The 21,817-nt window shown below is 71.4% G+C and carries 16 protein-coding genes; 6 read left to right on the top strand and 10 right to left on the bottom strand.

Annotation, left to right across the window (positions count from 1 at the left end):
* Nucleotides 1-47: 47 nt before the first annotated feature.
* The 5 genes from Prubr_RS03510 to Prubr_RS03530 form a co-directional block, all read right to left on the bottom strand.
* The gene (locus tag Prubr_RS03510; protein ID WP_212821580.1) at nt 48-1,763 is read right to left on the bottom strand and encodes a ThuA domain-containing protein; all 1,716 of its coding nucleotides are present in this window, start codon (nt 1,761-1,763) and stop codon (nt 48-50) included.
* Nucleotides 1,764-1,776: 13 nt separating this feature from the next.
* Nucleotides 1,777-4,593, bottom strand: a complete 2,817-nt coding sequence (locus tag Prubr_RS03515) for a PQQ-dependent sugar dehydrogenase (protein ID WP_212821584.1) — start codon at nt 4,591-4,593, stop codon at nt 1,777-1,779.
* Nucleotides 4,594-4,809: 216 nt separating this feature from the next.
* The gene (locus Prubr_RS03520) at nt 4,810-5,715 is read right to left on the bottom strand and encodes a sulfotransferase family protein (RefSeq protein WP_212821585.1); all 906 of its coding nucleotides are present in this window, start codon (nt 5,713-5,715) and stop codon (nt 4,810-4,812) included.
* Between the two features lie 3 nt (nt 5,716-5,718).
* Complete coding sequence (locus Prubr_RS03525; protein WP_212821586.1) at nt 5,719-6,765, bottom strand: sulfotransferase family protein; 1,047 nt, start codon at nt 6,763-6,765, stop codon at nt 5,719-5,721.
* Nucleotides 6,762-8,045, bottom strand: coding sequence for a glycosyltransferase (locus tag Prubr_RS03530; RefSeq protein ID WP_212821587.1), 1,284 nt, complete (start codon nt 8,043-8,045; stop codon nt 6,762-6,764). The genes Prubr_RS03525 and Prubr_RS03530 overlap by 4 nt, the downstream gene beginning before the upstream one ends.
* A gap of 315 nt (nt 8,046-8,360) precedes the next feature.
* On the opposite strand from Prubr_RS03530, the gene Prubr_RS03535 reads away from it, so the two are divergent.
* The 5 genes from Prubr_RS03535 (at nt 8,361) to Prubr_RS03555 (ending at nt 15,043) form a co-directional block, all read left to right on the top strand.
* Nucleotides 8,361-9,299, top strand: a complete 939-nt coding sequence (locus Prubr_RS03535; protein ID WP_212821588.1) for a sulfotransferase family protein — start codon at nt 8,361-8,363, stop codon at nt 9,297-9,299.
* Nucleotides 9,296-10,075, top strand: a complete 780-nt coding sequence (locus Prubr_RS03540; RefSeq protein ID WP_212821589.1) for a sulfotransferase family protein — start codon at nt 9,296-9,298, stop codon at nt 10,073-10,075. The genes Prubr_RS03535 and Prubr_RS03540 overlap by 4 nt, the downstream gene beginning before the upstream one ends.
* Nucleotides 10,075-11,571: a hypothetical protein gene (locus tag Prubr_RS03545; RefSeq protein WP_212821591.1), complete on the top strand. Its 1,497-nt coding sequence runs from the start codon at nt 10,075-10,077 to the stop codon at nt 11,569-11,571. Before Prubr_RS03540 ends, Prubr_RS03545 begins: the two co-directional genes overlap by 1 nt.
* Nucleotides 11,572-11,776: 205 nt before the next feature.
* Complete coding sequence (locus Prubr_RS03550) at nt 11,777-13,669, top strand: CocE/NonD family hydrolase (protein ID WP_212821593.1); 1,893 nt, start codon at nt 11,777-11,779, stop codon at nt 13,667-13,669.
* A gap of 525 nt (nt 13,670-14,194) precedes the next feature.
* Nucleotides 14,195-15,043: a helix-turn-helix domain-containing protein gene (locus Prubr_RS03555; RefSeq protein ID WP_212821595.1), complete on the top strand. Its 849-nt coding sequence runs from the start codon at nt 14,195-14,197 to the stop codon at nt 15,041-15,043.
* Between the two features lie 68 nt (nt 15,044-15,111).
* On the opposite strand, the gene Prubr_RS03560 is transcribed toward Prubr_RS03555, so the two are convergent.
* The 4 genes from Prubr_RS03560 to Prubr_RS03575 all read right to left on the bottom strand — a co-directional run bounded on the left by Prubr_RS03560 (nt 15,112) and on the right by Prubr_RS03575 (nt 19,458).
* A complete protein-coding gene (locus tag Prubr_RS03560; RefSeq protein ID WP_212821597.1) occupies nt 15,112-15,684 on the bottom strand; it encodes a TlpA family protein disulfide reductase in 573 nt (190 codons plus the stop codon).
* The gene (locus Prubr_RS03565) at nt 15,681-16,142 is read right to left on the bottom strand and encodes a hypothetical protein (RefSeq protein WP_212821599.1); all 462 of its coding nucleotides are present in this window, start codon (nt 16,140-16,142) and stop codon (nt 15,681-15,683) included. Before Prubr_RS03565 ends, Prubr_RS03560 begins: the two co-directional genes overlap by 4 nt.
* Nucleotides 16,143-16,265: 123 nt before the next feature.
* Nucleotides 16,266-18,314, bottom strand: coding sequence for a M6 family metalloprotease domain-containing protein (locus Prubr_RS03570; protein WP_212821601.1), 2,049 nt, complete (start codon nt 18,312-18,314; stop codon nt 16,266-16,268).
* Nucleotides 18,315-18,519: 205 nt separating this feature from the next.
* Nucleotides 18,520-19,458 (bottom strand): dihydrodipicolinate synthase family protein, encoded by a 939-nt coding sequence (locus Prubr_RS03575; protein ID WP_246568273.1) that lies wholly within the window; start codon nt 19,456-19,458, stop codon nt 18,520-18,522.
* A 206-nt stretch (nt 19,459-19,664) separates the two neighbouring features.
* Here Prubr_RS03575 and Prubr_RS03580 point away from each other — a divergent pair, with 206 nt between their 5' ends.
* Nucleotides 19,665-20,897: a PucR family transcriptional regulator gene (locus Prubr_RS03580; RefSeq protein WP_212821603.1), complete on the top strand. Its 1,233-nt coding sequence runs from the start codon at nt 19,665-19,667 to the stop codon at nt 20,895-20,897.
* A gap of 37 nt (nt 20,898-20,934) precedes the next feature.
* Here the strand turns inward: Prubr_RS03580 and Prubr_RS03585 are convergent, their stop codons facing one another.
* Complete coding sequence (locus Prubr_RS03585; protein ID WP_212821605.1) at nt 20,935-21,774, bottom strand: sulfotransferase family protein; 840 nt, start codon at nt 21,772-21,774, stop codon at nt 20,935-20,937.
* Nucleotides 21,775-21,817 lie beyond the last annotated feature (43 nt).

Consider the following 21,817-nt stretch of genomic DNA (forward strand, 5'->3'; position numbering starts at 1 on the left):
CCGCCAGGTCACCGGCCACCGCCGAGGGTCGCCGCCCACACTCTAACTCAGGGAAGTGTCCACTTCTGGTTCGCGCCGGTGCCGCAGGCCCACAGGTGCACCGGGGTGCTGTCGGCGGAGTTGTTGCCGGACACGTCCAGGCACTTGGCGGACGCCGGGTTCACCAGCGTCTGGTTCGCCTGCGGCGCCCAGTTCTGCGCGCCGGACCCGTTGCAGGTCCACAACTGGATCTTCGTACCGTTCGCCGTACCCGCACCCGACACGTCGAGGCACTTGCCGAGGGCCCGCAGCGTCTGGCCGTTGCGGGTCCAGGTCTGGGCCGCCGTGCCGTTGCAGGTGTAGAGCTGGACCTGCGTGCCGTCGGCCGTCGCACCACTTCGTACGTCGAGGCACTTGCCGGCCAGGCCGACCACCGGGCCGGTGCCGCCGGTCGGCGGCGGGCCGCCGAGTTCCCGGATCCGGACGTTGCGGAACGAGACGTCGTCGCCCGTACCGTGGTTCTGCAGGCCGATGTGGCCGGCCAGCGAGCGGGCCGGGTCGGTGTTGGTGAAATCGTTGATCTTGGCACCGTTGAGGAAGATCTGCAGCCGCTCCCCCTCGACCAGCAGCTCGTAGGTGTTCCAGGTGCCGGGCGGGTTGAGCGCCGCGTCGCGGGCAGCGAGGTCGGCGGACTTGAATGTGTAGACCGCGCCGGTGGTGCGGTCGGCGGCGTCGGTCGCGTCGATCTGGATCTCGTAGCCGTTGTTCACCGCCGACCACGGGTCGGTCGACGGCGGGAAGCCGATGAAGACGCCCGAGTTGTCGTCACCGGCCATCCGCCAGTCCAGCTTCAACGAGTACGACGTGAACTGCCGGGCGCTGTACCAGTACAGGCCCATCCCGCCGACCGAGGTGAGCGTGGCGTCGGAATTGGTGAAGCTGCCCGGCCCGGCCTGCGACCAGCCGGCGGTCGACCCGTTGTAGAGGGTGGTGTAGCCGGTCTCGGCGCGGCAGTCGGCCTGCACCCGGCCGGCGGCGTAGCGGATCCCGCCGAGCAGGTGGGTGCGGAACGCGGGTTCGGCGTACGACGCCTGGGTGTGTCCGCCGCCGGTGTAGAAGGACCGGCCGCCGCCGTACGTCTTGCACCAGGCGATCGGGTGGTCGGCGCCCATCGACCCGCCGGAGTACGACGACTCGTCGAGGGTGGCCAGCACCTTCGCGCCGGAGCGGGGGTTGGTCTGGTAGTTGTACCACTCGTCGGTGCGGGTCCAGGTCTGCGGCAGGTGCGCGGTCGCGGCGTGCGACCGGTCCTCGACCCTGATGTTGGCCTGCTGGATCGCCGGGTGCGAGGCGAAGTAGCCGCCGACCAGGTTGCCGTAGAAGGACCAGCCGTACTCGGTGTCGGCGGCGGCGTGCACGCCGACGTATCCCCGGCCGCCGGCGAGGTACGACTCGAAGGCGGTCTGCTGGCTGGCGTTGAGCACGTCGCCGGTGGTGTTGAGGAAGACGACCACCTCGTACTGGTTGAGGTTGGCGGTGGTGAACGCCGCCGCGTCCTCGGTGGCGGTGACCGTGAAGTTGTTGGCCGCCCCGAGGTCGCGGATGGTCTGGATGCCGATCGGGATCGAGTCGTGGCGGAAGCCGGCGGTCTTGGAGAAGACCAGCACGTCGTACGGGGCGTCGGTGGGGCTGGCGCTGGCCGGGCCGGCGGGGGCGCTGGTGCAGGCCAGGGCAGCCAGGCAAGCGGTGGCGAGGCCGATCGAGGATCTGACGAATCTACGCACGGTCTGCTCCTTTCTAGGGAAGTGTCCACTTCTGGTTGGCGCCGGTGCCACAGGTCCACAGATGCACCGGGGTGCTGTCGGCGGAGTTGTTGCCGGAGACGTCCAGGCACTTGCCCGACACCGGGTTCAGCAGCGTCCCGTCGGCCTGCGGCGACCACGCCTGGGCGCCGGTCCCGTTGCAGGTCCACACCTGGATCTTCGTACCGTTCGCCGTACCCGCACCCGACACGTCGAGGCACTTACCCAGTGCCCGCATCGTCTGGCCGTTACGCGTCCAGGTCTGGGCCGCCGTGCCGTTGCAGGTGTAGATCTGCACCTGCGTGCCGTCGGCCGTCGCACCACTTCGTACGTCGAGGCACTTGCCGGCCAGGCCGACCACCGGCCCGGTGCCGCCGGACGTCGTACCGGTGACGAAGGTGAAGGCGTCGACGTCGAACAGCGCGCCGCTGCCACCTGCGAAGGTCAGGTGGAGCGTGGTGGTGCCGGCCGGCGGGTTGGCGATCGTGCCGGTGACCTCGGTGAACGTGTCCCAGGAGCCGGTCACAGGGACGGTCGCCGTGCCGAGCACGGTGCCGGTCGGCGAGCCGGCCCGGACCGAGATCGTGCCGCCGACGCCGGCCGACGAGACCCGGGCGGTGAACGAGGTGGCGTTGGAGAGGTTGTACGGCTCGAACGCGATCCAGTCGCCGTTGTGGATGTCACCGACGGTCCGGCCGCCCTCGGCCGTGGCCTTGGCGAAGGTGTTCACCCCGGAGCTGGTCTTGTGGTGCTCGGCCTGCCGGTGTCGGGGCTGGAGGATGTGCTGGGTGTGCGTGGTGAGCCCGCCGGCGTCGGTGTATTCGGCGTCGAACACGGCGAAGATGTTCGCCGCGTCGTCGTGCTCGCCGTCGTTGGGCACGGTCAGCGAGCCGGAGCAGCCGTTCGTCGAGGTGATCTGGTGACCGTGGCTGTCGTGGCCCAACACGTACGTCATCTTGACCTTGGAGCAGTCGATCGCGCCGTCCTCCGGGTCGGCGACGGTGATCGAGAACGGCACGGTGTCGCCGAACGAGAAGAGCTGCCCGCTCCGCGGCGAGTTGATCGTCACCGTCGGCGCGGTGTTGCCGACGCTGACCGTCACGCTCGCCGTACCGGTCGCGCCCTGCGGGTCGCGTACGGTCAGCGTCGCGGTGTACGTCCCCCGGGCGGCGTACGTCTTCGTCGGGTTCGCCGCCGTCGACGTGGATCCGTCGCCGAAGCCCCACGCGTACGTCAACGCACCGCCCTCCGGGTCGGCGGAGCCGGCCGAGGAGAAGCTGACGGTCAGCGGGGCGGGGCCGGACAGCGGGGTGGCGGTGGCGACGGCGGTCGGCGCCCGGTTGCCGCCGCCGAGGTGGTCGAAGCGGTAGAGGGCGGAGTTCTCGTCGCCGTTGAAGTAGCCGGTGCCGTAGTCGAGCACGTACAGCGCGCCGTCGGGACCGAAGGCGGAGTCCATCACCTGCTTGCCGACCCAGGGGAAGGAGTCGATGGTGCCGGGGCTGCCGTCGGCGTTCAGGTGGATCGGTTTGATCCAGCCGCGGCCGAGTTCGGTGGCGAAGAACTGTCCGTCGAACGACTGCGGGAACTTGGTGGTCGAGGGGTTGGCGGCGTCGTATCGGTAGACCGGGCCGGCCATCGGCGATTCCGACCCGCCGCCGAACGCGGGCGGGGTGCCGGCGTCGCCGCCGTACCGGATCCAGGCCGCGCGGGCCGGTGGCAGGGTGGTCAGGCCGGTGTTGCGGAACGAGTTGTTGGTCGGCCCGCCGGCGCAGTCGTACTTCGGCCCGCTGGCGCCGGTGGCGAAGTCCCACTCGTTGTAGGTCTCGGTGGCGGTGTTGGTGCCGGTGCAGTACGGCCAGCCGTAGTTGCCGGGCGAGGTGATCCGGTTGAACTCCACCTGACCGGACGGGCCCCGGTTGGGGTTGGTGGAGCCGGCGTCGGGGCCGTAGTCGCCGACGTAGACGTGGCCGGTGGCCCGGTCGACGCTCATCCGGAACGGGTTGCGGAAGCCCATCGCGTAGATCTCCGGCCGGGTCCGCGCGGTGCCGGGGGCGAAGAGGTTGCCGGCCGGGATCGAGTACGTCCCGTTCGCGTTGACCCTGATCCGCAGGATCTTGCCGCGCAGGTCGTTGGTGTTGGCCGAGGTGCGCTGGGCGTCGTACCCGGGGTTGCGGTTGGTCCGCTCGTCGATCGGGGCGTAGCCGGCGGAGTCGAACGGGTTGGTGTCGTCCCCGGTCGACAGGTAGAGGTTGCCGGCGGCGTCGAAGTCGATGTCGCCGCCGACGTGGCAGCACAGCCCGCGGTCGGCGGGCACGTCGAGGACGGTGACCTGGCTGCCGGTGTTGAGGGTGAAGTCGGCGTTGAGGGTGAACCGGGCCAACCGGTTGACGCCCTGCCAGGCGGAGAAGTCGGTGCCGGTGATCGGGGCGTCGCCGCCCGGGGTGGACAGCGGGGGCGCGTAGTAGAGGAAGACGTGCCGGTTGGCGGCGAAGTTCGGGTCGACGCCGATGCCCTGCAACCCCTCCTCGTCGTGGGTGTAGACCGGGATCGTGCCGATGACCGTGGTGGTGCCGGCCGCGTCGGTGCGGCGCACCGTGCCGTTGCGGGCGGTGTGCAGGACGGACCGGTCCGGCAGGACCGCCAGGGACATCGGCTCGCCGACCTCGGCCACACCTCTGGCGAGGGTCACCTGCTGGAAGTCGGTGGCGTTGATCGGGTGGGCTCCGGCCGGTGGGCCGGCCGCCTGCACCAGGACGGTGGCGGCGGCGAGCACGAGTGCGGCGCCGGTCGCCCGTCCACGGGAAATGGACATGGCGGTGCATCCCTTCCTGACTGGGGATGGCTCGGGCCGGGCGCGCGCCGCCGCGCCGGGACCGTGACGATCGGGCGTCGCCGGGGTGTGCCATGACCACCGCGACGCCGTATGTTGCGAACAGATTAATCAGCGCACGTGGATACGTCTACATCTTTCGATGATTTGACGACGCCTTTCGCTCGTTCCAGCGAAAGTTCGCCGCCCGGTCGGCGCTCAGTAACCCCACTCGGCGAGCGGCTTCTCCAGCACCCGCTCGACCGCCGCGACCTGCTCCGGGGTCAGTTCGTCGCGGTACGCGGCCTCCCGGCCGACGTGGAACTCGTAGCGCCGGAAGCCCCGGTCGAACTCCGGCGACCAGTCCAGCCCGAGGAAGTCCAGGGTCCGGGCCACCTGCCCGCGCGGGTCGGCGATCAGGTCCTCGTAGCGGACGTCGAGCCATAGCCCCGCCGGATGCGCCGCGCGCGCCTCGCCGAACGACGCCATCAGCATCTTCCAGCCCAGCGCGGCCAGCACCGGGAACGACCGCCCGGACTCCTCCCACTCCTCGCGCAGGTCGCCGGGGAGCGGGCCGTAGATCCAGTTGTCCGGCCCACGCCAGCCGTCCCACCAGCCCATCTGCAACCACGAGTTGGCCACCGCCCGCCCGTCGCGGACCACGTTGACCACCCGCAGGTCCGGGTACGCCGCGTGCAGGAACCCGGTCCGCGGCCAGCCGGTGACGTGCTGGAGCAGCACCGCGCAGCCCTGCCGCTCGATCCGGGAGTCGAAGAACGTCCGCAGCCGCCGGGCCACGAACGGGGTCAGGTCGCCGGCGACCAGGTCCCGGCACGGCCGGGAGAACCCGGCCAGCACCTGCCGGTCAAGCAACTGGTACGCCTCGGACGGGGCGACCCGCAGCCGGCCGCGCTCCAGCAGCCGCCGGCTGTGCCGGAGCGAGGTCATCCCGGCCGGACGCGGCACCGAGCCCCGGTAGAGCCGACCGTTGAACCGGCCACGCAGGTTGAGCCGGGACAGCTTGTCGTCCAGACCGGAGACGAAGCCGACGCCCGGGTGCCGGGCGATCAGTTCCTGCACCAGCGTCGAACCGCACCGGCCGGTGCCGGCCACCACTGACAGCACGTGTCAGCCCTCCCCGTCGTCGGACCGGCGCCCGCCGGCAACATCGGCCGGCCGGCCCGGACGGTCGTCGGTTCCCGGCCGGCCCGGGCGGTCGTCGGGTGGCCGGCCCGGGCGGCGCAACGGATAGCCGAACCGGCGCAGCAGCGGTGCGGTCACCGTACTGGCGATCAGGTATCCGCCCCGGGACAGCCCGGTGATCCACTCGCTGTCGTCGGTGACCGGCACCGGACCGGTGCGGTGCCGCGACGGGTTGCCGGCGACCGAGTGGGTGGCGTCGAGGCGTACCTCGTGCGGGCCGGTGAACGGCAGCCGGTCGGCATCCAGGCCGGCGAAGGCGGCGATGCGGGCCGTGGTGCCGGCCGGGTCGGCGACGAAGTCCTCGTAGCGGACGCGCAGATAGCGGTCCGGCGCCCGGCGCCCCCACAGTCGCAGCGTGGCGGCGTTCCACACCAGCCAGAGCAGCGCCGCCTTCCACACCGGCGGGCGGCTCATCAGCCGGTCCCCGGGCGCCCCGTCCAGGCTCCGGCGCCGACGCCACGAGAACGCGGTCGCCCGCGGGTCGCGTACGACGTGCAGGATCCGCAGGTCGATGCCGGGCAGGCCGTCGAGCAGTGCCCCGTACGGCGGCAGTTTCGACGAGTCGACGATCACCGGCCCACCCGGTCCGCCGGGGCCGAGCGCCCCGGCGAGCGCGGTGTAGAGCGCGGCGAGCACCGCGTCGTCGGGATGCGCCGGTACGGCGGTCCGGCCCGCGCGGTGCCGGCGCAGCAGGCCCGGCAGCCCGCGCATCCGCAGCCGGGCACGTAGTCCGGCGGCGATCCGGCCGGCGTCGACGGGCGGCGGCAGCGCACCGACCACCTTCGTCCACAACGGACAGTTACCGAACGGCAGCCCGCAGCCGCACGGCCGGTCGTCGAGCACCCCGCGCTGCCAGAGGTAGCGCAGCTCGCCGGCGGCGAAACAGCCGTCGAGCTGGCCGAGCACCGTGGTGACCAGGGTGCTGCCGCTGCGGCCGCTGCCGGCGAGGTAGAGCACCCGGACCCGGCTCACCGGCCACCTCCGCCGGCCGGGGCGGCGGTCGCGGCGCCGGCGCCGGCCGTGCCCCCGGCCGCGGCCTCGGCGTAGACCTCCCGCAGCCGGCGCAGGTGCAGCGCCGGCGGGAAGTCGCGTTCGATCCGGCGCCGGCCGGCCGCTCCCATCGCCAGCGCCCGGTCGGGGTCGGCGAGGACCGACGTCAGGGCGGCGGCCAGGGCCGCCGGATCGCCGGCCGGCACGATCTCGCCGTCGACGCCGGGCTCGACCAGCTCGGGCAGCCCGCCGAGGTCGGTGCCGACGACCGGTACGCCACAGGCGAACGCCTCCAGCACCGCCAGCGGCTGGTTCTCGTGCCAGCGCGACGGCACCGCGACCACCCCGGCGGCCCGGACCAGCGCGTGCAGCCGGGCCTTGTCGAGCCGGCCGTGGAACCTGACCCGGCCGGGCGCGACCCGCGCGGCCGACGCCTCCAGAGCCGGCCGGGCCGGGCCGTCGCCGGCGACGTCGACCGGGACGCCGGGCGGCAGCGCGGCGGCGGCCTCGACCAGGGTGTCGACGCCCTTCTCGGCGGAGAGCCGGCCGGCGTAGACGACTCCCCCGCCCGGCGTCGCCTTGGCCGGCAGGCCGGTCAGGTCGACGAAGTGGTTGACCACCCGCAGCCGGTCCGGGTACACCCCGGCCCGGCGCATCACGTCGGCGAGGAACCGGCTCGGGCTGACGAAGACCGCGACCGGGTCGTACGCCCGCAGCCGGCGGTGCAGCCACGACTCGACGGCGAGCAGCCCGCTCGCGGCCAGCGAGCCGTCCTTGCAGCGTCGGCGGGCGGCGGTCAGCGGACCGCCGGTGACGCAGGCGTCGCAGATCCCGGCCCCGTCCAGCAGCTGGTAGCTGGGGCAGGCGAGCTTGTAGTCGTGCATGGTCAGCACGCACGGTACGCCCGCCGACCGGGCCGCGGCGAGCACCGACGGGGAGAGCTGGTGGTAGATGTTGTGCAGGTGCACGACGTCCGGCCGGAAGTCGTCGATGACCCGGGCCAGCCCGCGCCGGCTGGCCGGCGACCACACCATCCGGGCCGCGGCGGCCGTCCGCGGACGCAGCCCGCGCGGCGCCGGATCCAGTTCCAGGTACGGCGGGAAGTGCCGCTCGTACGGCAGGCCCGGCTCGTTGTCGGGGTGCCGCATGCCGAAGTACGCGATCTCGTCGCCGGCCCCGCGCTGAAGCTCGGCGAGGTCGAGCAGGTAGCCCTCGGCGCCGCCGCGGCGGTAGAGGAACTTGTTGACGTGGAGGACGCGCATTGACCTGCTCAGCTCGACCGGCGGACGGGACCGTCCGGCGCGTTGACGCCGGTCCGGGCGCCGACTTGGAGCCTCACGCTATTCAGGGCCGCCCGGTCCGTCCAGTTCATGATCTTCAACTGACTGAACGGATGATCCCTGAATGCCCGTTAGTTCCGTGGCCTGGCCTGTGGCCGGATCGTGTGTATAGCCTGGCACCGCCCGACCTCGCCCGGACCGGCTGTCGAGGCTGGTGGCACCGGCGGCGGAGGCGACCGACGGACGGCGGAGAGGGCATACCGACGGCCGGTGGCATCCGGCGGCGGAGGAGGAACGGTGGCCGACGACGAACCCTCGGCGCTGACGTACACGGCGCGGCGGATCGCCCGGCACGTCCGCTGGGCCCGGACCGAGGGCATCGGCCGGCTCATCGAGGAGGACCGGCTCAACCCGGTCGAGCGGCTGCGCACCGGCCTGGGCAAGGCCCGCTGGCGGCTGCGGCACAGGGTGGTGCCCGGCGCGGCGGTGCCGGTCTACCTCGTCGGCCTGCAGCGTTCCGGCACCAACATGCTGGTCCGCGGCCTGGACAACGCACCCGAGTTCGAGGTCCGCAACGAGAACGACCGGCAGGTCTTCCACCGCTTCCAGTTGCGCTCCGACGAGGTGCTCAGCGCCGTGGTCCGCCGCAGCCGGCACGCGTACGTGCTGGTCAAGCCGTTGTGCGAGACGCACCGGGTCGACGAGTTGCTGGCCCTGCCGGGACTCGCACCGGGGCGGGCACTGTGGATGTGGCGCGACGTCGACGACCGGGCCCGCTCCGAGGTCGCCAAGTTCGGCGACGCCAACCTGCGGGCGCTGCGGGCCATCGCCGACGGCACGATCGGCGGGCGCTGGCAGGGACAGCGGCTGGACGCGGCGACGTACGAGCTGATCCACGGCTTCGACCACGCGCGGATGGACCCGCACACCGCCGCCGCACTGTTCTGGTACGTCCGCAACGACCTGTTCTTCCGGCTCGGCCTGCACACCCGCGCCGACGTCCTGCTGTGCGGCTACGACGCGCTGGTGACCGACCCGGCCGGTCAGGTGGGCCGGATGTGCGACTTCCTCGACTTCCCGTACCGGCCGGCGCTGTCCGCCCACGTCGAGCGGCGGACCCCGCGCCGCGACCGGCTACCGATCGACCCCCGGGTGCGCGACCTGTGCGACCGGCTGACCGAACGCCTGGTCGCGGCCGGCGGCCCCGTGGCGGCGAAAACTGGAGGCGGTACGTGACCGAGCCGACCCCGTCCACCGCACCGATCTTCCTGGTCGGCTGCCAGCGGTCCGGCACCACGATGCTGCGGCTGGTGCTCGACTCGCACTCGCGCATCAGTTGCGGCCCCGAGACCCGGTTCCTGACCGACCTCGAACGTATCGTCGGCCGGGACTGGGAGCGGCTGGCCCGCTTCGGCTTCCCGCAGGACGACTGGCTGCGCCGCATCGCCGACTTCTTCGGCGGCATCCACCACGACTACGCCACCGGGCGCGGCAAGGCCCGCTGGGCGGACAAGACCCCGCTGTACGCGATGTCGCTGCCGTTCGTGACGAAGGTCTTCCCGGACGCGCAGATCGTGCACGTGATCCGCGACGGCCGCGACGTCGTGGTGTCGCACCGCAAGCGGTTCGGCTACTGGTCGGCGGTGAAGTGCGTCGTGAAGTGGCCGCGCTACATCCACACCGCCCGCGCCGCCGGCCGGGAACTGCCGGCCGACCGCTACCACGAACTGCGTTACGAGGACGCGGTCAACGAACCGGAGAAGACGATGCGGGCCCTGTTCGAGTTCCTCGGCGAGCCGTGGGAGCCGGACGTCCTGGAATACGGCGACAAGCAGCACGACGTGGCCGCGAAGTACACCGTGGAGGCGGACCGGCGGCGGGCGGCGGCGAAGACCGACGCGCCGATCTACGGCTCGCGGGTCGGTACGTACCGTCGGGAGCTCGATCCGCTGCTGCGGCTGCTGGTCTTCGTCTTCTCCCGGTCCACGCTGCGCGAACTGGGGTACCGGTGATGCGGGCGCGGGCCGGGCACCCGGCCGGCCGGCGGCGGTCGGCCCTGGTGGCGGGGCTGGTCGCGGTCGTGCTGGCGGCCTCGGTGGCGTGCACGGCCGACGAGCCGGATCCGGCGCCGCCGCCCGGCCCGGACCCGTCGACCTCGGCGCCGGCCCCGTCCGGCGGGCCGCCGCTGGTGGTGCCGGAGGGCGCCAACCCGTTCGGGGCGCACTGGGACTGGTCGCGCTACGACCAGTTCACGCCGTACCTGCGCAAGATCTCCGGCTCGGCTACCTATCACGAGCTGACCTGGTGCGCCATGGAGAAGACCCGGGGGCAGGTGGACTGGGCCGCGGTCGACCGGGTGGCGCAGCGCAGCCGCGACCTGGGCATCGTGCTCAACCTGAAGATCCGCACCGGGGTCTGCTGGGCGACCGGCGGTACCGCCCAGCACACCCGTGGCCAGGCCAACAAGACCGAGTCGGCGATGCCGCTCGACATGGCCACCTACCAGGCGTTCGTCCGCTCGGTGGTGGAACGGTACGCGCCGTACGGGGTCACGCAGTTCGCGGTGGAGAACGAGGTCAACGCGCCGCAGTACTGGTCGGGCACCCCGGAGGACTACGCCACGCTGGTGCGGGCCGCCGCCGAGGCGATCCACGCGGCCGACCCGCGGGCGAAGGTGGTCGACTCGGGCATCAGCAGTGTCGCGTACGGGTTCGGGGTGGTCGACCGGCTGGCCAGGGCCGGTGACACCGACGCGGCGGTCCGCGCGTACGGGGCGTACTTCGCCCGCCGGATCGGCACCCGGGGCCAGAAGATCCCCGAGGTACGCGACGCGGCCAGCCTGGACCGGGCCCTGACCAACGAGGCCAACGCCCGCAACGTCGCCTTCCTGGCCGTCACCGAACGGCTGATCGACGAGGGCGTCGTCCAGGTCCGCCAGGTGCACTACTACGAGCATCCGGACGGCGTACCGGCGCTGCTCGACTACCTGCGCGCCGAGAATCCGGCCGGGGTGCCGATGGAGGCGTGGGAGGTCGGCCAGTTCTGGCGCGACGGCGACGGCGACGCGGCCAGCCGGGCCGGCGAGATGACCAAGGTGGTCACCGCGCTGCTGGCCGGCGGGATCCGGCAGGTGATGTGGCTGCCGCTGGCCTACAACCCCAACAACCGGGCCGGCTCGGAGGTGCGTTACGGGCTGCTCGACCCGGACGGCACCGAGCGGGAGGCCGGCCGGATCATGGAGGTCCTGGTGGCCGCCTCGCGGGGCGCGACCGTCACCGCGGTGAGCCGGGACCAGGTGACCGGGGTGGCGTTCGAGCGGGCCGGCGCGACCACGCTGGTCCTCTGGACCGCCGCCGGTTCGTCGGCAAGTCTGCCGGCAACACCGGGGCTGCGGGCCGGCCCGGCCGGCGCGAACGCCACAGATGCCACCGACACTTCCATCTCGGACAATCCGATCATCGTCCAGGGCGACCGGACGGCCGAACAGATCCTCGCCACCCTGCGCTGATCCACACCGTGACGGCCGGTCCCGCACCAGCGGGCCGGCCGTCGCGCATTACCGGCGGGTTGCCCCCGCGTTACCCACACGATGGCCCCCGCCCGCCTCCGCGCCACGTCGAAGACCTGCGGGGGCAGGTTCCGACAAGTGCATATGGTTCGATCGTCGAACCGGCCCATAACCTGCACGCACCTCGGGACCTCAAGGAGTGCGCATGGGTCGGACACATAGATCATGGCGGGTGGGCGTGGCGGCGGTCGCCGCGACCGCGCTCGCCGTACTCGGGGCGGCGCCGAACGCCCTCGCCGTGGACACCCCGGAGATCGTCGTCGCCGACGGGGTCACCCAGCCCGTCTTCGGATACAGCGACGCGATCCGGGAACGGCTCTTCATCGATTCCACCTTCGACAGCGACGGCGACGGGCTGCGCGACATCATCGCGTTCGACGTGATGCGCCCGAAGGCGACCGAAGACGGGCTCAAGGTGCCCGTCATCATGGACGCCAGCCCGTACTACACGACGCTGGGCCGCGGCAACGAGTCCGAGCTCAAGGTCGACCTGGACGGCGACGGGCTGCTCGACAAGTGGCCGCTGTGGTACGACAACTACTTCGTGCCGCGTGGCTACGCGGTGATCCTGCTGGACATGGTCGGCACCGGTAACTCCACCGGCTGCCCGACCACCAACGCCAACGAGGACAACCTCAGCGCGAAGCAGGCGATCAACTGGCTGAACGGCCGGGCCACCGCCCGCAACGCCGCTGGCGAGGTCGTCAAGGCCGACTGGCACAACGGCAAGTCCGGCATGATCGGCAAGTCGTACGACGGCTCGCTGGCGATGGCGACCGCCACCACCGGCGTGAAGGGCCTGACCACGATCGTCCCGATCGGCGGCCCGTCGGAGTACTACGACTACACCCGCAGCAACGGCGTCATCACCCGGGGCAACAGCTACCCGTCGTACCTGGCGAACATCGTCACCAACCCGGACCGCCGCGACTACTGCAAGCCGGTCCGGGACCAGCTCGCGCTCGAGGACGGCGACGAGCACGGCGACTACACCGCCTTCTGGAACGAGCGCAGCTACGTCAAGAAGGTCAAGAACCAGACCGCCAGCGTCTTCCTCGTGCACGGCACCAACGACGACAACGTCCGCGCCGACCACTTCAGCAAGTACTGGTACGCGCTGGCCGAGTACGACATCCCGCGCAAGCTGTGGCTGAACCAGACCGGCCACATCGACCCGTTCGACTTCCGTCGGGGCGAGTGGGTGTCCACCCTGCACCGCTGGTTCGACTTCTGGCTCCACGACATCCAGAACGGCATCATGGACGAGCCGCGGGCCGACGTCGAGCGCTCCGCCAACGTGTTCGCCACGTACGCCGACTGGCCGGTCCCGGGCATGACCGACACCGAGGTGTTCTTCCAGCCGGGCACCGGCGGCGCCGGCGGCCTCGGCCTGGTGCCGGTGGCCAAGCCGACGACGCTGTCCTGGCAGGACAGCCCGACGCAGAGCCAGAACGCCATGATCAACAACCCGGACGTGCCCAGCCCGAACAAGCTGGCGTTCCTGTCCGAGCCGCTGACCGCGCCGCTGCACATCTCCGGCACGCCGCGGCTGAAGATCCGGGCCGCCGCCGACAAGACCAGCACCCACTTCGGCGTGATCCTGGTCGACTACGGCACCGACGAGCGGGTCCACCACCGCGGTGGCAACGACGGCATCATCACGCTGACCACCGAGGACTGCTGGGGCGAGAGCAGCGCCGTCGACGACGCCTGCTACAAGCACACCCAGACCCGGGTCTGGACCGCCGACCAGGAGCTGGTGACCAAGGGCGTCCACGACGCCAAGAACCGCCAGTCGATCCGCAACGCGGTGCCGCTGGTGCCGGGACAGGCGTACAACTACGACTTCCCGCTGCTGCCCGAGGACTACGTCTTCAAGCCGGGCCACCGGATCGGCGTGATCGTCGTGGGTAGCTACCCGCAGTACTCCAGCCAGGCTGACCAGAACCGGGCGAACATCGACCTGGCGCTGAAGACCAGCCGGATCGTCCTGCCCATCGTGGGCGGTACGGCCGCGGCCCACGCCGCGGGGCTCTGATACCGGGTCCGGGCGCCGGAGACCTCCCTGGCGCCCGGACCCATGCAACACGTCGCGGGCCAGTGCCAGCCCGCGGCGCGGCCCCCGGGAGACGACCTGACGCGTCCTCCCGGGGGCCGGTCCCTTTCTCCCGCCGGCGGCGACGGACCTTCCGCCGCGGAAAAGGAAGTGCCTCTCCCTTTCGGGCGCTCGACGAATTCATCACGGATTCGCCGGGCGCCCGAACACGTTTCGGTCCGCCGGTCGCCGACGATTCGTCAGTACGGAGGACCACCGACGGATTCGAGCCGGTGTGCCAATCACCCGGGTGCCGGAATTCGCCAGCAACTCACCTCCCGTGCTAGACAGTGCATGCCCAATTCGTACCCCTCCCGGATCGCCCCGGGGCCGACTTTCCGCACCTCTCCGCCCGCCACGGCGGAGGGCACCGAAAACCGCGATGGCCAGATTCCAGGCGGCGAGCGCTTGGATCAACGGCACCGATTTTCGTACCGCGGAGAGGTTCTCATGCCGTTCAAAGAGCCCGTGAAAAAGACCCTGCGTGCCCAGTGGCTGGGGATTCAGTTACGGGACCTGCGCGTCGAGCGCGGAATGACCCTGCAGGAAGCCGCCAGCTTCCTGCGATACGACTACAGTTCGCTCGGCCGGTTCGAGCGCGCCGAACTCCCCTTCAAACACGACGACGTGGTCGCCCTGCTCGACCTGTACGGCGTCTTCGACGCGCAGGACCGGGCCCGGCTGCGACAGCTGTGCACCGAGACCTGGCGCAGCGACCAGTGGGACGTCGACTTCTCCGACGCCGTCTACGACAGTACCTTCGTCGACTACCTGTGGCTGGAGGAGCAGGCCACCACGATCCGCCTGTACGACACCGCGATGCTGCACGTGCTGTTGCAGACCCGGGCGTACGCCGAGGCGTCGGTCCGCCTGGTCGAGGGGCCGAAGGTACGTCCCGAGCGGGTCGCCCGCTGGGTCGACCGGCGGATGGAGCGCCAGCGGGTGGTCGAGGCGGGCCGGACCCGCCTGTCGGTCGTGGTCGACGAGGCGGTGCTCCGGCGGCCGTTCGGCGACGCCCGGGTGATGCGCGAGCAGCTCACCCAGCTGACCCGGCTGGCCCGGGAGCGGGACGTCGAGATCCGGGTCCTGCCGCCGGACGCCACCCTGCGTCCCCAGGTGTTCGGCGCGTTCACCCTGTTCGAGATGCCGGACCCCTACCCGGAGGTGGCCTACCTGGAGAACCTCGCCGGCCGGTTCTACCTGGAGGCGCCGCGCAGCCAGCGGTTCGCGTACGCGTACGACCAGTTGTGCGAGGCCGCGCTCGATCCGGCCGAGTCGGCGAAGCTGATCGCCGCGACCGCCCACGACTGGTCCTGAACGGCGACCGCCCGCGCCCGTCGTCCAGCGTGGACGGTCGGTCGCGGGCGGTCGGGGTCGGCGGGGACTCAGCCGAGGATGTGTTCCTTGAGCTGCGTGTCGAGGGTTGCGGCGTCGATGCCGCCGGGCCAGCCGCGCAGCAGCCGGCCGTCCTTGCTGAGGATGACGACGGCCGGGGGTTCCCGCACCGCGTACGCCCGCCAGACGTTCATCGACTCGTCCAGCACCACCGGATACTCGACCTTGTGCGTACGCAGGTACTCGTCGAGCGGGTCGGCCTCGTCCTCACCGGCGACGCCGAGGAAGACGACCCGGTCCTGGTAGGTACGGGCGAGCTCACTCATCGCGTCCTGCCGGTCGGCGCAGATGGTGCACCACGAGCTGAAGAAGGTGAGCACGACCGGGCGGTCGGCCCACAGGGTGCTCACGTCGACGTCGGTGCCGTCGGTGAGGGTGGCCGAGAAGCGGGGCGCGGTCGGCGAGTCGGTCGGCGGCGCCTTCAGCGCCAGGCCGGTCGGGGCCGGGCCGGGCAGCGCGTGCGCTCCCCCGGCCCGCTTCTCCGGAGTGTCGTCGCCGCCGGTGCAGGCGCCCAGGACCAGGGCGGCGGCGACCAGGATCGCGGGCAGTAGCTTCTTCCTCACGGGATCACCGCCACCAGGGACGGGCCGCCCTCGGGGTTCTCCCGGTCGGTGGTCAGGGCGATCGGCGGCCGGTCGTCGATGACGAGCTGGTACGCGTCCCGCTTGGGCACGGTGACCGGTACGGCGAACTCGCAGAACGTGGGCACCCGGGGTACCTCCAGGTCTTCCTCGAAGGCCGCGATGGAGGTGCCGGTCGGCAGCTCCCCGCTGGCCAGTTCCGCGCCGTCCCCGTCGACGAGGCGGTACGGCGCGGTGCGGTGCACGAACAGGTAGGCGCCGCTGCCGGCGCAGTCCACCCCGATCTCGCGCAGGTTGAACTCCCGGACGAGCAGGCGGATCGTCATCGGGTCGCCGTCCTCGGCCGGATCCGATCCGGTGCAGCCCGCGGTGACGCCACCGGCCAGCAGCAGCGGGAGCAGCGTGGCCACCAGTCGGCGGCGACGATGCTGTCGAGTCATGGATCCTCCCGGATCGAACGGATCGGATCGGCCCGATCACCTGAACAGTCTGACCTCGGAATGGGAGGGGGTCTCCGGTGGTGGTGCGCCACCGGAGACCCCCCGTTGCCGCGCTGGGTCAGATCACTTCTCGACCCGGCACTGCTTGGTGAGGGTCTTGGTCGGGTCGCTCACCGAGGTGGCGGTGAGCTTCACGAACCCGGTGTCCGCCGCGTTGGCAGCCGCACCGACCGACACGTTCACGGTGGTGGACTGGCCGAACTTGGCGGTCGCCAGCTCGTTCGGCAGGGCGACGCGCCAGCCGCGACCGGCGACCTCCGCCGACAGGCGGTAGACGTCGGACTTGGTGTAGGCGTTGACGTTCTCCGGGTGGGCCTGGCCACCGGCCGACCAGCTACCGGTGTTGGTCAGGTCGAACGAGCAGGTCACACCGCGGTTGGTGGGCTTGCTGTTCGGGGTGGTGACGGTGCCCTTGGACAGGTTGACACCGTGGGTGCTCGGACCGCCGGTGCCGTCCAGCGACTTCACCGCGACCGTGTACTTCAGCACGCCGTCCTGGTCGCGCTTGAGGTTGAGGACGAAGAAGTGCAGCCGGTTGGCCTCGTCGATGTACTCGAACTCGCTGCCGGAGTTGGTGCCGGCGTGGAACAGCGCGTCCGACAGCTGCCGGTAGTCACCCATGGTGATCTTCTGCGGGGTGCCGTCCGGCTTGTAGAAGTCGATCATGTCGATGTCCTGCGGGTTCGCGTCGATGACCCACTGGAACGGCGCGCTGTCGGCGTTCTTGGTCTTGCTCAGCAGCACACCGCTGTCCGGGGTGAACGAGTCGGCACCCATCCGGTCGACGACCTCGACGGTGTAGTTGTTGAAGTTGCCGCCGTCGCAGTGCAGGTTCGTGGCGACGGTGCAGGCCGGCGACAGGTCCTTGTTCATCGCGATGTTGATACCGGTCAGGCCGTTGGGGCCGGCCTGGACGGCACGCGCGGTGATCTCGGCAACCACGAGGCCCGAGGAGGCCAGGGCCTCACGGGACAGCCGCAGCACGTTCTCCTCGCCGATCAGACCGATCTTCATCTTGTCGCGCAGCGTGTGCAGCGAGCCCATCGAGCCACCGTTGACCGGCGGGATCTGCCAACGGGTGTGCGGACCGCCCGGACCGTTGAACGACCCGCGCGACATCATGCTCCAGATGCCGGTGTACGCCCGGCGGAGCGGTGTGCCGTACGGGTTGTTGTAGTTGTCACCGATGGTGAGCAGGTGGCTCAGCTCGTGGGCGTAGACACCCATGCCGGAGCTCTCGGCCTGGGTCGAGGAGCCGCCGCCGGCGTTCGGCCAGATACCGGCCGCCGCCTTCCACGAGGTCCACTCGACGTACCGGGTACGCGCGTAGTTCGGCATGTTGGGGTCCGGCGGGCCCCACGCGTCCGGCACGTCCTCCTTGGTCTGGAACATCATCTCGCCGAATTCCTGCCAGGTGGCCGACTCGTCCTGGCCCGCGCCGAGGATGAAGATCAGCTCGAACTGGCTGGCGGCCTCCTCACCGATGGCCGCGCGCCACATGCCCAGGCCGTCGGTCCGGATGTTCCGGTTGCAGGTCTCCCCGCTGGGGCACATGCCGGGGTTCATGCTGTTGTCGATACCGTAGTGGTAGGACTTGTGCGGCAGCGTGTACGGACCGAAGCCGGTCAGGTCCACGCCGTAGCGGCCCTCCGAGTCCTCCATCCAGTACTCGTGCAGCGTGTGGCCCTTGTTGAGGGTGTTCGGCGTGTTCAGGAAGTCCTTGTAGAACGTCGCCACCTGGTCCCGCGGGATGTTGGCGGCGGTCGACTGCGGGTTGCCGAAGATAGACGACCGGGCCCGCTGCGTGATCACGAACGGCTGGTCGACGTAGTCCAGCGTCACCAGCGCGATGTTGAAGTTGCGGACCGAGCCCCGGACATTCGGGTCGGCCCAGTTGGTGTTCGGGATCGCCTTGTAGTCGTTCCACGTCATGGCGTCGGGGTTCTGCCAGTTCTGCGGATCGATCACTCCGAAGGGGGCGTTGCTGCCGGCCGGGTTGCCCGGAGCGGCAGACGCCGGCGTGGTCGCCACGGAAGCGACCAGCGCGGTCGCCACCGCGGCAACCATCACCGAGCGTCGCACGCGCGGTCGCTTGGCGTTGACAAGGTGCATCAAGTCACCTCTCGTTGAGGGTGGAACGGCGCACGACCTTGGGGGTCAAGAGCTGAAACGTGCGCCGTGCCGGGAATCTATGAGGCCGGCGACACGCCCGTCACCATGCATATGTCGGCAGGTGAACGGAGGACTTCCGACACCTGAAGGAGCTTGTTCACAAGCTCCTGAGCAGCCGCCCGACCACGGCAACGGCGGTGATGGATCAGTGGCCGGCGGCGGCCAGCGCCCGCTCGACGTCGCGGCGCAGCCGGGTCGCGTCGACCGTCGGCAGCGGCACCCGCGGCGGCCGGCAGGGGCCGCCGTACCGGCCCGCGACCTCCATCGTGCACTTGAGCGCCTGCACCGACTCCGGCCGCGAATCCCAGCTCAGCAACGGATACAGCGCGGCGTACAGGGCCGTGGCACCGTGCGCGTCACCGTCGGCGAAGCGGCGGTAGAGACACGCCGCCTGGCGGGGCAGCGCGTTGGGCAGCCCGCCGATCCAGCCGGCGGCCCCGAAGACCACCAGCTCGCGGACCAGGTCGTCCACACCGGCCAGTACGTCGACGTGCGGGCAGAGCATCCGGATGCGGTGCAACCGCCGTACGTCGCCGCTCGCCTCCTGCACGGCGGCCAGGCCGTCGATCTCGGCGACCGTGGCCAGCAGTTCCGGGGTCAGGTCGATCACCGTCTCGCCCGGGTCGTTGTACGCCACCACGGGCAGCCCGGCGGCCGCGATCTCCCGGTAGTGGGCGACGACCTCCGCGGGGCGGGCCTGGTAACCGGTCGGCGGCAGGGCCAGCACCGCGTGCGCCCCGGCCCGGGCCGCCTGCTCCGCCCAGTACGCCGACTGGTGGCTGCCGTACCCGCTGACCCCGGCGAGCACCGACCGGTCCGCCGGCGCCGCCTGCACGACGGCCCGCAGCACGTCGGACCGCTCCCGGTCGGTCAGGGTCTGGTACTCCCCCAGCGGGCCGGCCACGGCGAACCCGTCGCAGCCCTCGGCGGCCAGCCACCGGACGTGCTCCTGGAGACGGTCGAAGTCGACCCGCAGGTCGGCACCGAACGGCGTCACGAGGGCCGCCACGACACCGCGCCACGGCCGGTCGCCGTCTACGCCGTCGATACCGTCCAGGTCGGCCATCCCGGTCGCACCGGTCATCCCATTCCTCCCGCACGGTCCCAGTCCTGGCCGGCCGGACACCGTCAGGTACGCCGAACGGTAGAGACTGCTGTCACACCGGTCATCGGACAGATGCTGAGAGACGCGGCGGGCCGGACAGAACTTCTGTCGGGTCGAGGACTTGCGCCGGGACAAGATCAGCGAAATGTTAAACGTCTGAACTTGGCACGAACGCGGGGAGCTGGATGCTGGCCGAGCTGCAAACCATCGTCGACGGACTCGCCGCGCGCGTCGGTCGGCCGGCGCTGATCGAGGACCGGCGCCAGCGGGTGGTCGTCTACAGCGAACACGCCGAGCCGATGGACACCGTACGCCGGGCCTCGATCCTGCGGCGGCAGACGACCCCGGAGGTGATCGCCTGGTTCCGTCAGGCCGGCGTGCTCCAGTCCCGGACGCCGGTCCGTACCCCCGCCTGCCCCGAACTCGACCTGCTCCCCCGGGTCTGCCTGCCGATCTGCCACGACGACCTGCTGTTGGGCTTCGTGTGGTTCATCGACGCCGACGGCACGATGACCGACGACGACATCAAGCTCGCCAGCGAGGCGACCGCCGACCTGTCGCTGGCGCTGTACCGGGAGAACCTGCTCGGCGAACTCGCCTCGCAACGGGAGACCGAGGCGGCCCGTACGCTGCTCGTCGACGCGCCGACGTCGCGGGCCCACGCCGTACGGGCGCTGCTGGAGGAGGGCGTGATCGCCGCCGACGGGCCGACCACCGCCCTGGTTGCCCACCTGGTCACCCCGGGCGGGCAGCCGCCCGACGAGGTCGGCCGGATCGCCCTGGAACAGGCGCTGGTGCACACCCGCCGGTGGATCGGCACCCGGGCCGCCCTGCACCTGATCCGGCACGACCACGGTGTGCTGCTGATGTGTGGGGCGAACGGTGCCGGCCGGCCCGCGCCGGAGGCCGCCGCCACCCACCTCGACGAGGCGTTGCAGAACACCACCCGGGGGCTCGCCTCGATCACCCGTACGGTGGTCGGCATCGGACAGACCTACGACGAGCTGGCCGAAGGGCTCGGCTCGTACGACGAGGCGTTGCAGTCGGCCCGGGTCGGTGTGCAGCTCTCCGCGCTGGGTCGCATCGTCGCCTGGTCCAACCTGGGGATCTACCGGGTGCTGACCCGGCTCGGCGACCAGCACCTGGACGTCGGCGGGGTGCATCCCGGCCTGGAACGGCTGCTGCGCGACGAGGCCAACCAGGTGTTGCTGGAAACCCTGGAGGCATATCTGGACCTGGCCGGCAACGCGCACGCCACGGCGGAGCGGTTGCGGCTGCACCGCACCACGCTCTACTACCGGTTGCAGCGGGTGGAACAGCTCGCCGAGACCGACCTGAAGGACGGCAACGAGCGGCTCTGCCTGCACCTGGCGTTGAAGCTCGGCCGGCTGACCGGCGACTACCAGCCGGCCCGCTGAGCCGTACGCCCGGTGACCGGCCGGCCGGGCCGCCCGGTCACCAGGTCGCCGGCCAGCCGAGCAGGTCGGCGAGGCGGGCGTTGTGCGGGGCGAACGCCTCGGTCAGCTCGGCGCGGATCCCGTCGGTGAGGCCGGATTCGCCGCGGTCGACCCGGCGGGTGTGCCGGGCGAACCCGTCCGGGGTGTACGGCTCGAGGCCGAGGAAGCGCAGCACGTCGGCGTAGACCCGGGCCGGGTCGGCGTAGAGGTCCTCGCTGCGCAGCACCAGCACCCGGTCCCGGGGTACGTGCGCGAACCACCGTTCGAGCTGTTCGGCGTACCGGCCGCGGGCCGCGTACGAGTGGTTGCGCAGGGCGGCGTGCGCGGTACGGCTGTCCGGGCCGGCGCGCAGGGCCGTCGCCAGCCGGTCCGGTTCGGCGGCCAGCGCGGCGGCGAAGTCCAGCGGCTCGGCGCCGTACGAGCGGGTGTGCAGGTAGTGCGAGTAGGCCCGCTCGACCGGGTCGCGCAGCAGGGCGACGAACCGGGCGTCCGGCAGGGTCGCCGCCACCCGGGCCGGCACCTCCGGGTGGAAGAGGTAGTAGGGACTGGCCTCGAAGGTGCGCTCGTCGGAGCCGGTGCGCGGGAAGTGGGCCCGGTACCAGCGGGTGCCGCGCCGGTGGTGCAGGGTGAAGTACTGCAACTCCTTGCCGGTGCCGGTGCGGATTCGCGGGTGTGAAGCGAGGTAGTGGTAGAGCGAGGTGGTGCCGCAGCGCTGGCCGCCGATGACGAGGAAGTCGGGCAGTGCGCCGACCGCACCGGGCACCGCCGCCCGTGCGTACGCCCGCGAGCCCCGCACCGCCCGCCGCGCCAGGTCGACGACGCCGCGTCGCGCCGTCACGCCGCCCTCCCCGCGATCTTGCACTTGTCGCCCGACAAAGTGG

Source organism: Polymorphospora rubra, from assembly GCF_018324255.1.
In the GTDB taxonomy this organism is placed as follows: domain Bacteria; phylum Actinomycetota; class Actinomycetes; order Mycobacteriales; family Micromonosporaceae; genus Polymorphospora; species Polymorphospora rubra.

Coding starts and splice junctions, on each gene's coding strand:
- Prubr_RS03515 (WP_212821584.1), bottom strand. CDS start 4,593: ATGTCCATTTCCCGTGGACGGGCGACCGGCGCCGCACTCGTGCTCGCC.
- Prubr_RS03530 (WP_212821587.1), bottom strand. CDS start 8,045: ATGCGCGTCCTCCACGTCAACAAGTTCCTCTACCGCCGCGGCGGCGCC.
- Prubr_RS03545 (WP_212821591.1), top strand. CDS start 10,075: ATGCGGGCGCGGGCCGGGCACCCGGCCGGCCGGCGGCGGTCGGCCCTG.
- Prubr_RS03550 (WP_212821593.1), top strand. CDS start 11,777: ATGGGTCGGACACATAGATCATGGCGGGTGGGCGTGGCGGCGGTCGCC.
- Prubr_RS03565 (WP_212821599.1), bottom strand. CDS start 16,142: ATGACTCGACAGCATCGTCGCCGCCGACTGGTGGCCACGCTGCTCCCG.
- Prubr_RS03570 (WP_212821601.1), bottom strand. CDS start 18,314: ATGCACCTTGTCAACGCCAAGCGACCGCGCGTGCGACGCTCGGTGATG.
- Prubr_RS03575 (WP_246568273.1), bottom strand. CDS start 19,458: ATGACCGGTGCGACCGGGATGGCCGACCTGGACGGTATCGACGGCGTA.
- Prubr_RS03580 (WP_212821603.1), top strand. CDS start 19,665: ATGCTGGCCGAGCTGCAAACCATCGTCGACGGACTCGCCGCGCGCGTC.